General features: G+C 55.7%; 8 protein-coding genes and 4 pseudogenes. 11 read left to right on the forward strand and 1 reads right to left on the reverse strand.

Annotated features, from left to right (window positions below):
• Together N4G42_RS23725 and N4G42_RS23730 are read left to right on the forward strand one after the other, a co-directional pair.
• The coding region (locus N4G42_RS23725; RefSeq protein WP_260668945.1) for an N-acetylmuramoyl-L-alanine amidase at window positions 1-486 on the forward strand (486 nt) is incomplete at its 5' end.
• Between the two features lies 1 nt (window position 487).
• Window positions 488-793 (forward strand): hypothetical protein, encoded by a 306-nt coding sequence (locus N4G42_RS23730; protein ID WP_146191168.1) that lies wholly within the window; start codon window positions 488-490, stop codon window positions 791-793.
• A 400-nt stretch (window positions 794-1,193) separates the two neighbouring features.
• Here the strand turns inward: N4G42_RS23730 and N4G42_RS23735 are convergent.
• Window positions 1,194-1,721 (reverse strand): annotated as a pseudogene (locus N4G42_RS23735) (MFS transporter); the annotation flags it as partial.
• A 617-nt stretch (window positions 1,722-2,338) separates the two neighbouring features.
• On the opposite strand from N4G42_RS23735, the gene N4G42_RS23740 reads away from it, so the two are divergent.
• From N4G42_RS23740 to N4G42_RS23780, 9 genes and pseudogenes are all read left to right on the forward strand, one after another.
• A complete protein-coding gene (locus N4G42_RS23740; protein ID WP_156445284.1) occupies window positions 2,339-3,118 on the forward strand; it encodes a site-specific integrase in 780 nt (259 codons plus the stop codon).
• Window positions 3,115-5,202 carry a hypothetical protein gene (locus N4G42_RS23745; RefSeq protein ID WP_156445283.1) on the forward strand — a complete coding sequence of 696 codons (2,088 nt, stop codon included), beginning with the start codon at window positions 3,115-3,117 and terminating at the stop codon, window positions 5,200-5,202. Before N4G42_RS23740 ends, N4G42_RS23745 begins: the two co-directional genes overlap by 4 nt.
• Window positions 5,195-7,495 carry a site-specific integrase gene (locus N4G42_RS23750; RefSeq protein WP_082759256.1) on the forward strand — a complete coding sequence of 767 codons (2,301 nt, stop codon included), beginning with the start codon at window positions 5,195-5,197 and terminating at the stop codon, window positions 7,493-7,495. The genes N4G42_RS23745 and N4G42_RS23750 overlap by 8 nt, the downstream gene beginning before the upstream one ends.
• Entirely contained in the window at window positions 7,492-8,049 is a 558-nt protein-coding gene (locus N4G42_RS23755) for a hypothetical protein (RefSeq protein WP_066788631.1), read from the forward strand. The genes N4G42_RS23750 and N4G42_RS23755 overlap by 4 nt, the downstream gene beginning before the upstream one ends.
• 57 nt (window positions 8,050-8,106) lie before the next feature.
• Window positions 8,107-8,448, forward strand: a pseudogene (locus N4G42_RS23760) (transposase); the annotation flags it as partial.
• A 70-nt stretch (window positions 8,449-8,518) separates the two neighbouring features.
• Window positions 8,519-8,851, forward strand: a pseudogene (locus N4G42_RS23765) (IS3 family transposase); the annotation flags it as partial.
• Between the two features lie 142 nt (window positions 8,852-8,993).
• Window positions 8,994-10,517 carry an IS21 family transposase gene (istA, locus tag N4G42_RS23770; protein WP_260668946.1) on the forward strand — a complete coding sequence of 508 codons (1,524 nt, stop codon included), beginning with the start codon at window positions 8,994-8,996 and terminating at the stop codon, window positions 10,515-10,517.
• On the forward strand, window positions 10,510-11,325 hold the full coding sequence (istB, locus tag N4G42_RS23775; RefSeq protein WP_008906665.1) for an IS21-like element helper ATPase IstB: 816 nt from the start codon (window positions 10,510-10,512) through the stop codon (window positions 11,323-11,325). Before istA ends, istB begins: the two co-directional genes overlap by 8 nt.
• A 99-nt stretch (window positions 11,326-11,424) precedes the next feature.
• Window positions 11,425-12,657: pseudogene (locus N4G42_RS23780) on the forward strand (type I restriction enzyme endonuclease domain-containing protein); the annotation flags it as partial.
• Between the last annotated feature and the right edge of the window lie 16 nt (window positions 12,658-12,673).

Genomic DNA, 12,673 nt, shown 5'->3' on the forward strand with positions numbered 1-12,673 from the left:
CTAAAGAACGCCGAGAAAATCGATATGAATAGCTTCGGACAAATTAGCTATCACTATGCTATCGATTGTCGAGGGGTGGTTTATGAAGCGCTTGATATTCGCCACAAGGGAGCTCACATTGAAAGGGGAAACACTGGTGTCATCGGAGTGGTTTTCCTGGCTGACTTGAGCGTCCGAGGTGAGGCAGCCCGGTACGGTCCTGGTGTCGCAAACGTTACGCGAAGCAGGGGAGTGCGAGCCGGGGTTTCTGAGTTCTTGGGCGTGCAAAAGGATCAACTTGCGGTTAATCACGATGAGCCATCGGAGCTGCAAATGTCCAAAGCGGAAAAATTAGTCCAAACTTTGATCGAATTTTTTCCCATCAAGCGACTTGGAGGGCATCGGGAATTCGCACAAGCTGCGGGCAGTAGCAGGGCATGCCCAGGAATTTACGGAATGATCATTGCGGAGCAATTGCGTAAAAAATTTGGTCTTGCAAAACCTTGATATGACAAAAAAAATCGCCTTTTTTGTCGGCACACTTTCTTTGTTTCTGACTGCATGGCTTTTTGTTGGGTTGGATCGATACGTTGGAGACCATGAAGTGGGGAGCGCATGGAATCCCTTTATAAAGACAACCCCAACGTTTCAAGTTCTTTTCAGGAACCCTGCGCAATATACACTCGATCGTGATCCATATGATTCACTTGACAGTACACGAAAAAATCAATTTTCGGAATATTGCGGTATTCGATATGGGATTCACGATCCTCACCGCTGCGAGGAATATATTGAACAAACGCGGGTCAAGTGATAACTAAACGAGCGCCCTTCAAATAGACATACGGTATTCAGTGCGTACGATTGGAACACCGTTGATCGGGGACTCGGGTGGCCCCGACGGCCGCGCTGGATAACGAGATGCGGATCTGCCAGCATAAGGCCGGAGCCCCACAACGACACGGATGTACAGCTCACCCGTTTATCGAAAAAAGGCTGCTTCATCGGTGCCTACGCGCTACCCGCGCCGCCGCTTGGGCCACATTGCGCTGGCATGTGGCTACCACCGCGGAAACGGCTCACTGTGTTCCAGCGTCTGGCCCACACATTGAACTACCGGCCCGCGCGTTGTCGAGTGCTAGGGCCGTCAGCCATTTGACCCATGCTTTTCCAGTACTGGCGAGCGCTGCGGGCAGATTTGCCGCCCGCCGTACTCACCTTGCAGTGGGTTGCACTCGCCCCACCACACCCGACAGGCACCGCACGCGCCAAAATAGCCACCCCACGATCGACAGGTTCAGCAGATTCCACGCCATGCCGTTCAGGAACGCCGCGCGGTAGCTGCCCGTCAGGTCAAAGATCCAGCCCGACATCCAGCCCCCCAGCGCCATGCCGATCAGCGTGGCCATGATCACAGCACCCACCCGCGCACCGGCCTCCTGCGGGGCGAAATACTCGCGGATGATGATGGCGTAGGCGGGCACGATGCCGCCCTGGAACAGCCCGAACATTGCCGAGATGACATACAGCGGCACCAGCCCGTCAAACGGCAAAAACAGCGCCAGCCCCACACCCTGCAACGCCGAGCCCAGCAGCAACGTGCGCACGCCGCCAATGCGGTCGCAGATCACGCCCGACACCAGGCGGCTGACGATGCCGCACGCCAGCATCAGCGACAGCATCTCGGCCCCGCGCGCCGCACCAAAACCCAGGTCGGTGCAATAGGCCACGATGTGCACCTTTATAGTAGTACTCAATTTTTAGTACTTCTATCTAAACCACATCAGAAATAGCCATGGGGAAATACAACTTCAAAGTGGTCGAACCGAGATCCGCTGAACTGGAGAAAGCTGGGTTTGGTCGAGTCGCACGTCTCCCCTTCATCCTTGACTCTCGCCCTGGAATCCACAGGGACGGCTCTGAGTACCTTGTTGAACGGGGTCTGGGAACGTGGAACCCGTCGCGCCCAGGAGAAGTGGGAAATCGCCCATCTGAAAAAAGCATTCGGAACTACGCCAGTTGGCTTTGCAACTTCCTTGAGTGGTGCGAAACGCGGGGCGTTAACCCCATGAATGCCAACTATGTGGATCACATCAATGGTGACTACCAAACTGAGTTGGTTGCAGGCCTTTGGGGATCGACGGGACGACCATTGAGTCCCAAGACGGTAAATCGGTATGTCGACGTGGCTACGGACTTCGTTGAATGGATGGCTGCAAAAGGGAAGCGCCCGCCCGTTGTGGTTCCACTTGTCACCCGGTCATTGCGCTCACAGAGGGCAAGTGCAACAGGAGACCCTCGTTTGCGGACTCACCAAGTTCGGAAGGGTAGAGTTAGAGAGGCACCGAGTGAGCTTCGAATGCCAACCGATTTCGAGGTGGATAGTTGGCTGGAGTCGATTTACGTTGAAAAGGGACGTACTTTCGGGCTCATGTGCGAAACGGTACTGATGACTGCGGTTCGGCGACAGGAAGTTGCGTCCTGGCGTGTTGATACGCTTCCCGTCGATCCAGCAGACTGGCTAATCGTGAATCCGACGGCTGACATCAAACATCAAATGGTGGCGGTGAGCCTCCGTTATGGCACGAAAGGTCGCGACTACGGACATGACCATGGCGACAAGATTGGCCCGAAGCGAACGATCAAGATCCCACTTCATTTAGCTGAGAAGCTACATACTTATCGCACTCGCGTGCGCCCTCGACTGCTTCAAAAATGGGTCGCACAAGCTCGTGGTCTTAAAGCTCAGCGCGAAAGGCTAGACAACTCTGTCCATCTTTTCCTGAACCCGGAAGGTGTGCGGCAATCTGTCTCGGGCTTCTACAACGCGTGGAAATCTGGAAAACTTCCCTACAAAGAGTGGTCGCCACACCTAGGCAGGCATTGGTGGTCCTGTTCAACCCTAATGCAAGAAATTGGCGCCGGGCGAAAGCATCAAGAGTTGACGTGCGAGGGGCAAGGCACGCTGACAGCTATTTTGCTAACGGAGTTAATTCAACTGAAGATAGTTCCGCAGCTTGGTCACATCAGCAGTGACACGACCAGGCTGTATGTTCAGTGGGTCAGCGATCAACTCGGCGAAGCCCTGCCAGAACGCTATCAAGCCGCGATGCTTGACGAATCGGAGGATGAGTCGTGACCCTTCGCAAGGTTTCTAAGGATCATCAAACGCCACGACTTGCGGAACTTGCACTCGTTGATTCGCGGGGATACCTCCAACATACGGGAAGCCCACTAAAGTTCTGGACTCAACATGCTACCAAGCCCTTCCTTGTTGATCTTACCGACCTAGAGGTAGGCCAGGAAAGACCTAAGAAGCCTGGTCTAGAAGATCGGTGGCTAGGTAGCTACAGTGGGCGCCCGTCACTGATTCATGAATTGCTGCCTGCGATCCAAGAAAAACTAATGTGGGCAAGCGAGAAGACTTGCAGAGGATGCGTTGCAGATCTGAAGCTCTGGTGGCGCCTGTTTGACGAGATGGAGACAACGACCAATACCCCTGAGTTAGTCTTTGCACCCACGAAGAGCGTCACGGATCTCACGCATCTGCACCAACAATTGGCTGTGCAGCGATTCTCCCCTGGAACATTTTCTGCGTTCAGATCGATTGCGGATATGACGCGCCGTGCCAAAGGTATGAGTCCGCTTGCTTGGAACGGACCTGAATCGCTTAAACCATCGCGAGAGATACCAACGCCGGCGCAGTCGCGCGCCGTTTTCACTTGCATCAAGCGGGAGTGGTTTAAGGCAATCGATCGATGGAATCTAGTAGATGACATGCTCGCGGGAAATCGCGCGCCCGCAAGTGAAGGGCAAGCGAATTTACTGCTCAATGCAGAGTTTGCAGGCCCTTTATTTGCATCGGGAACTATCACCACGGAGGCAATCAAGAAACATTGGGAGCACAAAACGGGGAGATCCGGTCGAACATTGTGGCGGGATGGATTGGCAATCGAAACGATGTTTGCAGCTTTCTTTCCGACAGCCTTTGAAATCAAGATGGGTTTTCACCTCGCACTAATAGGTGGGGGCTGGAATGTCCAAACGCTTCTCGATCTACCGGTGGACGCCGACACATCCATTCCTGAGTGCATGCCCTTTCTTCGTAATCATCCGAGGGATGCAAGCCGTTACATCATTACAGGCTACAAAGCGAGAAGCGTATCCGACCAAATAATGCATGGTGACTGGAAAACAGACCGCTCTCCAGGGAAGGTTATTCGTACACTTGTCGAAAGGACTTGGCCTTTGCGGCAAGAGCTTGTTCGGAGTCTCCGTGTCGCGGAAATAACCCTCAGCGAGCTGATAGCTACGCATGCTGACGTCGCGTCCGTCACAGAAGCTCGTATCGTGGTTCTAGAGCTTCAGCGCAAATCAAGGAGTATTTGGCTTTATAGGGCAAAAGGTTCTATCGAAGCGCTCAATGCCGAGACCTACGATAAGTATGAACGGAACACTCCCATTCTGCGCATTATTGTTGAGCGCGTAAACGAGCACCGCACTCCCAATGAGGCGCCAATCCCCAGGGTGAACGCCAGTGACTTTCGAGATATCTTCGCTGAGTACGTGTATCGCATTTCAGGGGGGTCGGTCCTAGCGGTTCAAAAGGCGCTTGGCCATCGCTCGCCCTTCACGACCGCAAGATATCTTGACAACAAAATTGTCAATGCGGAAAGCGCTCGCACCTTTGTAGCCTACACCGACGAGATGTGGAACATGTGTTTCTCCTCCGGACAACTTGACCACACAGTTCTGCGACAAATCATCGAACGAGAGCAAATCACCCCCGAGCAACATTTGCGTCTTGCAGAGTACCGGAAACTGAAGAAGAGCAGGATAGGGGTCAGTTGCAAGGATCCAACCAGTCCGCCCGCACGCCTAGACCCCCAATTCAAGCCTAACGGACGAACACTGTGCACAGTGCAGCGATGCACTTTGTGCTTAGAAAATGCGGTGATAGCGCCAGAATCGCTGGACGGGCTCGCAATGCGACTGGCCGAACTGAGGGCCCTCCGCACGCAAACGCCGATTGAGCATTTCTACCGAGGTGAGGAGATCTCCTGGCAGACCGAGATGGAGAACACGGAAACAGCTTTACTGGGTTTCCATCCGAGTGCTGTTGAATCTGCGCTCAGCAAGTGGGTGCAGCGGATTGAAGAAGGTGAGCACCGCGTTCCTGAGTTCAACGGTGATTCGATAAAAAATAGTTCTTCGTATGGCTAAACGTGTTGTCCAGGAGGAAGCATTTAAGGCTTTCGAAGCGAAGTCAAGCCACGTGCTTGCGCAGCACGCTGCCGAAAGTATTCAGCACATGAGTCAAGCCGAACTACAACGCTTGAAGTCGCTGCTCGGACACGGCGAAGAGTGGACAACTTGGTCGACTCCGCGGGAATGGTTCCCCAGTGGCTCTAGGTCCTCATGGGAAGTTCGTATAAAAGAACGCTTGGTAGCGAACTTGCCTAGTGAGTTGAGGTCCTTGATGCACTCAACGCTGAACGATTGTGAATCTAAGTCACTTCTGGAAGACCTGTTAGACCGAGCGGTTCTAGCTTGCAATCGATACTTTGTGCTCTGCCGCATCGGTCCTGTCCATTTAGGCAATGGACGCAATAGTTTAGACCCATCTGTGATAGCGCAAAACGCACACCAGAGCATTCCATTTCTTGCTGCGGTTGGTATCAGCAAGGCGATGGCAGGTGTCGGCGAAGGCCGCAAACCGATGCCCGAAGAAGAGAAATTGCGTTTTCTACCCTTGATCTTTGCGTCTGTCTCCAAGGACGATGTGAACGCAATGCCGCTCTCAGCTTCAACAAAGCAGGTTGTGTTCGCAGAGATGAAACGGATGCATGCAGCTTCCACTCGTGGCCTATGGATGGATGCTCCACATAGCGGAGTAGACATAAAGAAATCGACACGAGTATCAGGCAAAGCAGAAGCTACTCAGCCAGAAATCCTACGAGCGCCGCATCTACCGTTACCAGACAACTACTTGTGCGAGATCGGGCAGAGATCGCATTGGATTATTGAGCATCTAGGCCCAAACATCCTACGCGTCCTATCGGATTTTCAGGACCTTTGGCAGGAGGCACATGATCTCAAGTTAGACGTTCGTACTTTGAGCGAACGATGTGCCGCAGCCCTTAAGGCGCAAGTCTGGATAGACGCTCACGGGCAGCCAATTGACCAACTGCCCTTTGAGCTCAACCTGAGCCAGAGAGGGGCACATAGCAAGAAGGTGCCTCCATCAAAGGTCACGCTGCCGCACGAGCAAGAACAATATTGCGTCAATGAAAAGAAGCGAACCGAGATATGGCCGCCTCGGGGCGCCGCCCAACTTTTCGGCTTAGCTAAGGTGCTGCAAGGGGCACACCTTTTTGTTGTGGGTTTATCTACTGGAACTCGTATTGGGGAACTGTTGACCATGGAACGCGGTGCTATCCACCATGCGCCCAATGGCACCGCATTCGCAAATGGCCGCACATTTAAGCTTGTGCGTCGCCATGACGGGCAATTACGCGATTGGCCGCTTCCAAAGTTTGCTGAGAGTGCGATTTTGCAGCAAGCCCAACTCATATCTTTGTTGGAGCGCTTGTCACCCTTGAGCCACATACGCCCATTTGTTGGCCCATCGGAAGTACCAGCAGGAACAAATCTCTGGTCATGCTGGGGAAAGCGAAATCAGCCGGCAACGGCCCAGATATTACAAGTACTTCTAAGAGACTACTCAGCTGCGCTGTGCCTGGACGCCAGACCAGGCGGGCAAGGCCTTCGGCCTCACAGGTTGAGAAAATCGCTGGCTCGACTTGTGGCACTCGCGATCGTCCAAGCGCCAAAAATCTTGCAGGATGTCTTTGGACATGAGCACATTGAGATGACTATTTATTACATCTTGACCGATGTAGCTCTTTCCGAGGAGATTGATGAGATAGTGCGTGAGCTCCGAGTCATCCGCTGTGCCGATGACTTGTCGAGCTTCCTGCTAAGCGACGATGCTGGAACGTCAGAGATTGAGCCGCCGCAAAGCGGCAGCTTGTCGAGAGATGGCTATGGTGGAAAGGCGGCTGCAACGATTCGCCGTGCAGTTGCTGAGCACGGCCAACAGCTACACCAGAGCGCAAAGGACTGGGGAGCTAAAGACATTAGGGACTTGGCGGAGGTGCTGACGCTGGGGGGGACAACATGGAATCTCGTCCGACCGGGAGTATTGTGTACAAAGGCATTGACGCAGTTTGGCCCTTGTAACAAAAAGCGCGGGCATGCAGATCCAGCCAACTGCCAAACCTCGTGCGATTACCGACTTGAGCAGGCCTGGTTGCGAAATGATGTTGATCGCTGCATTTCGCAGGCACTGGAGCACTGGGAGTTCGAGACCAAGAGTGGGAAGGAACTTATTGCCGAGTATTGGGCAGGCCAGGTTCGAATGCATCTGGGTCGTTTTGCGGATCTAGAGCAGAAGTGGCGGGAAGATCCTCGAGTCCAAATCGTATGCGGTTCGGAAAGACTATGCGAAGCATGAAAAAGAAAGCATCTTCGAAGTTTTCGGATGCAGCGAAAGACCAGATTCGAGCTAGCGCTGTTGCGCAAGGCGAGCGGCGTCGCGATGCGGTTGTGGTGAAGGTCACTGAGGCCATGCGAACTATCGAACAGGAAATCAAAGCGAACCAAGGCTTGTATCCTTCGAATGGTGGAGCATTGAATCTCAATGAGCTTGTGCGCCGGTCAGGTATTGGGCCAAAAACGCTCTTCGCAGCCAGCTACAAGGACACGTTTAAAAGTAGGGTCGTGGACCCTTGGCTACTGAACATAAAGGGGGTTGAGGCCGGTTCAAGGCGTGAGGCGAAGAGAGGGGCTGCTCAGCGAGTTTCGGAATGGCGAGAGTTGTACGGTGATTTACTGACGGCCTATCGCATCAGTGAGCTCGACTGGCAAGAGGCACGTCGTTTGCGCGCGGAGGCTGAAGAGAGAGTGCAGCAACTATTGGCCGAGAACGATGAGCTCCGACGGAAGATCAACCAGCTGAAAAAAGGGAATGTGGCTGAGTTTCCCCGGAGAGCCGTAAAGAACGAGTAATCGCGGGCCTGTCATAAACTTTGTGTGTGAGGCATAGCATGTCGACAAGGAGCATGAATGCCACGCAAGACGAAGACGAGCGCAGTAGCGCACAAGGCGGCGCAGCCGCAGTTCTCGGCCGCAGCGCTTGAACAATTGATTCCCGGACCGGTGACGCCGGCCGAGCTTGAGAACATCTTTCAGCAGTTCAAGAAGGCGGTGCTGGAGCGTGCGCTTGGCGCCGAGATGAGCCACCACTTGGGCTATGTGCCCGGCCAGGCCAAACCCGAAGGAACGCCGGCCAATCACCGCAATGGCAAGAGCGCCAAGACCGTTCTCACCGATGCCGGTGCACTGCACATAGACGTGCCCCGTGACCGCGAAGGCAGCTTCGAGCCGCAGATCGTCGGCAAGCACGAACTGTTGATTTCCACGCAAAGCTGACCCACCGGGGGTGCGGACGAAAACTTGGACTACTAGAAGGTAGTTCATGTATTCCTACGAAGACCGAATCCGAGCCGTTGAGCTCTACATCAAGCTCGGCAAACGCACCAGCCCGACCATCCGTCAGCTGGGTTACCCAACCAAGAATGCATTGAAGGGGTGGTACCGCGAGTATCAGCAGCGGCTCGACCTGCCGCTGGGATATGCCCGTCGGCAGCCGAAGTTCTCGCAGGGCCAGAAGGCAGCGGCCATCGAGCACTACCTCACACATGATCGATGCATCGCTGCCACCATGAGGGCGCTGGGCTATCCAGGGCGTGGAACGCTAACCAAGTGGGTCCGCGAGGCATTCCCTGAAGCCAGGATGGCCCTTGTCGGCAGTGTGGGCCAGCGAAGATATCCCGATATGTTGCCGCCGACCGAAAACTGACAGTCTGAAAGGTCTGGTGCCGATCCAAAATTGACAGGGGTGTTCAACTGCCCTGCTGAATTTTTCAGCAGGGATGTAAGAGGTGATCACCATGGACATGATTGGCAAGGTCAGGCGCATGAAGTGGCGCGACCAACTCTCTGACGGAGAGATTTGCAGAAGAACGGGACTGGCCAGAAACACGGTCAAGAAGTGGCTCAAGGCCCCCGGAGACATACCCCCGAAGTACGAGCGCAAGAAGGCTGATGGCAAGCTCACGCCCTTTGTGGCGGTGCTGGAGCAGGCCCTGCGCACGGATGCGCACCGGGCCAAGAACGCAAGGCGCAGTGGCAAGGCGCTGTTTGCCCAGATCCAGGCTCAGGGATACCGGGGTGGCTATAGCGCCGTGACTGACTTCATTCGAGCATGGCGGGTGGATAGCGCCAAGGATCCCGCCAAGGCCTTTGTGCCGCTGAGCTTCGAGTTGGGCGAGGCCTTCCAGTTCGACTGGAGCGAGGAAGGACTGCTGGTTGGTGGAGTGTTCTACAAACTGCAAGTGGCCCATCTGAAGCTCTGTGCCAGTCGTGCCTTCTGGCTTGTTGCCTACCCTGGGCAGGGCCATGAGATGCTGTTCGATGCCCATACCCGCTCCTTCCATGCATTGGGAGGCGTTGCCAGGCGTGGCATCTACGACAACATGAAGACGGCGGTGGACAAGGTCAAGAAAGGCAAGGGGCGCATCGTCAACGCACGCTTCTCGGCCATGTGCAGCCACTACCTGTTTGATCCGGACTTCTGCAACGTCGCCTCGGGCTGGGAGAAAGGGGTGGTGGAGAAGAACGTGCAGGACAGTCGCAGGCGGATCTGGATCGAGGCCGCCAGCAGGCGCTTCGGATCGTTTGCCGAACTCAATGCATGGCTGGGCGAGCGGTGTCGCTCGGTGTGGTCCGACTCCGTGCATCCGATCCACAAGCAGTTCACGGTGGCAGAGATGTTGGAGTTGGAGCGCCCCCACCTCATGTCCATGCCTGTGCTGTTTGATGGGTATGTGGAGAAGCCCGCGCGGGTGAGTAGTACATGTCTGGTGGCGGTGGCGCGCAATCGCTACTCCGTTCCTTGCGAATGGGCTGGGCACCTGGTCAGCACGCGTCTGTACCCCAATCGGGTGGACATTGCCTGCGCGCAAACCATCATCGCCAGCCACGCCCGCACGCCGGGCAGTGGCCAAGTCACCTATGACTGGCAGCACTACATTGAACTCGTGCAGCGCAAGCCCGGCGCACTGCGCAACGGTGCGCCGTTCCTGGACTTGCCTGAGCCCTTGCAGCGCTTGCGCAAATCCCTTCTGAGGCACCCTGGCGGTGACCGCACCATGGCACAGGTGCTGGCCAGCGTGCCGCAGGCGGGCTTGGACGCAGTACTGGTGGCGGTTGATCTTGTCCTTGAAGGTGCCACGCCCAATGGAAGTGTCAGTGCTGAGCATGTGCGCAATGTGCTGGCTAGGCTGAATGCGCCACCCAGGCCGGAGCATGCCAGAACCACATTGCAACTGACCAACCTCCCGCTGGCCGATACCGCGCGCTACGACCGTTTGCGCCCTACCCACAACGATAACCAAGGGGTCATCCATGTCTGAATCCAAACGCGATGTGCAAAGCGGGCTCAAGGCACTGCGCCTGAATGGCATGGTCAGTGCCTGGGCTGACCTTATGGAGCAGGATGGCGGCTCCTCGATTCAGAGCTCGCGCTGGCTGATAGAGCACCTGCTTCAAGCGGAAGACGTGGATCGGCATATGCGCTCGATTGCCCACCAGATGAAAGCAGCACGCTTCCCGATTCACCGGGATCTTGCTGGCTTCGACTTCGAGGTCTCACCCGTGGACAAGGTGCTGATCAAGAGGTTGGCGGACCTGAGCTTCACCGACGATGCGCAGAACGTTGTCCTGATTGGTGGTCCTGGCACCGGCAAAACCCACTTGGCAACGGCGCTGGGAATCAATGGGCTGACGCACCATTCCAAACGTGTCCGGTTCTACTCGACGGTGGATCTGGTCAATGCGTTGGAGCAAGAGAAGGCCAAGGGAAATCCGGGGCGCATAGCCATGAGCTTGATGCGCATGGACCTGGTCATTCTGGATGAACTTGGATACCTGCCATTCAGCCAGGCCGGTGGAGCATTGCTGTTCCATCTGCTGTCCAAACTCTATGAGCACACCAGCGTTCTGATCACCACCAACCTGACGTTTGCCGAGTGGTCCGCTGTCTTCGGTGATGCCAAGATGACCACGGCACTGCTGGACCGGCTCACCCATCACTGCCACATCGTTGAAACCGGCAATGAGTCCTACCGCTTCCGCCACAGCTCCAAGGAGGCAAAGGGAAAGATCAAATCCAGAGAAATGAATAGAAAAACAGAAACCAGTCTGGAGGTGCAAGCCCAGTAGGAGGCTATAGTTATCCACAGCCAGCCTAGCAGATACTGGCTACACGCCCCCTATCAAAGTTGGATCGGCACACACTGTCAAGATTCAATCGGCGCCAACAACCCCCCCGACCCGCTGCGCCTGGTGATCGTGCGCGACATGTGGCTCACCGGCTTCGATGCCCCCTGCGTTCACACCCTGTACGTGGACAAGCCCATGAAGGGCCATAACCTCATGCAGGCGATTGCCCGCGTGAACCGGGTCTTCAAGGGCAAGCAAGGCGGCCTGGTGGTGGACTACATCGGCATTGGCAACGAACTCAAAGCCGCCATGAAGGAGTACACCGCCAGCAAAGGCCGGGGCACTCCCACCGTAGATGCCCGCGATGCGTATAGCGTCCTCATGGAAAAGCTCGATGTCCTGCAATCCATGCTGCATGGCTGCGATTACAGCGACTTCCTCACCGGGGGCCACCAAACCCTGGCAAGGGCCGCCAACCACATCCTGGGCCTGCGGGAAGAAGGCGGCAAGGACGGCAAACGCCGCTTTGCAGACACTACCCTGGCACTGACCCAAGCCTTCTCGCTGTGCTGCACGCTGGACGAAGCCAAGGCAGTGCGGGAAGAAGTCGCCTTCATGCAGGCCGTCAAAGTCATCTTGACCAAACGGGACATTACCGCCAAGAAGCGCACCGACGAACAGCGCGACGAAGCCATCCGGCAAATCATCAGCAACGCTGTGGTGTCTGACCAAGTAGTGGACATCTTTGACGCTGTGGGCCTGGACAAACCCAACATCGGTCTGCTGGACGATGAATTCCTGGCGCAGGTGAAGAACCTACCCGAGAAGAACCTGGCGGTGGAACTGCTCGAACGTCTGCTCGAAGGCGAAATCAAGAGCCGCTTCGGCACCAACGTGGTGCAGGAAAAGAAGTTCTCCGACCTGCTGGGCAACGTGATCAAGCGCTACCAGAACCGCTCGATTGAAACCGCCCAGGTTATGGAAGAACTGGTCGAGATGGCCAAGAAGTTCCGCGAGGCCGCCAGCAGGGGCGAGCAACTGGGCCTGACCGAAGACGAAGTGCGCTTTTACGACGCCCTGGCCACCAACGAATCAGCCGTTCGAGAACTCACCGACGAAACCCTCAAGAAGATCGCCCATGAACTGACCGAGAACCTGCGCCAGAACTTGTCCGTGGACTGGTCCGAGCGCGAGAGCGTGCGGGCCAAGCTGCGACTGATGGTCAAGCGGGTCTTGCGCAAGTACAAGTACCCGCCAGACTTGCAGGAAGAGGCGGTGGACTTGGTGCTGCGGCAAGCCCAGGTGTTTGGAGACAACTGGGGCAGCACCTAGCCGGACTCCGGGGCGA

Origin of the sequence: Acidovorax sp. K2F, assembly GCF_025246485.1 — a bacterium.
Classification (GTDB): Bacteria; Pseudomonadota; Gammaproteobacteria; order Burkholderiales; family Burkholderiaceae_C; genus Acidovorax; species Acidovorax delafieldii.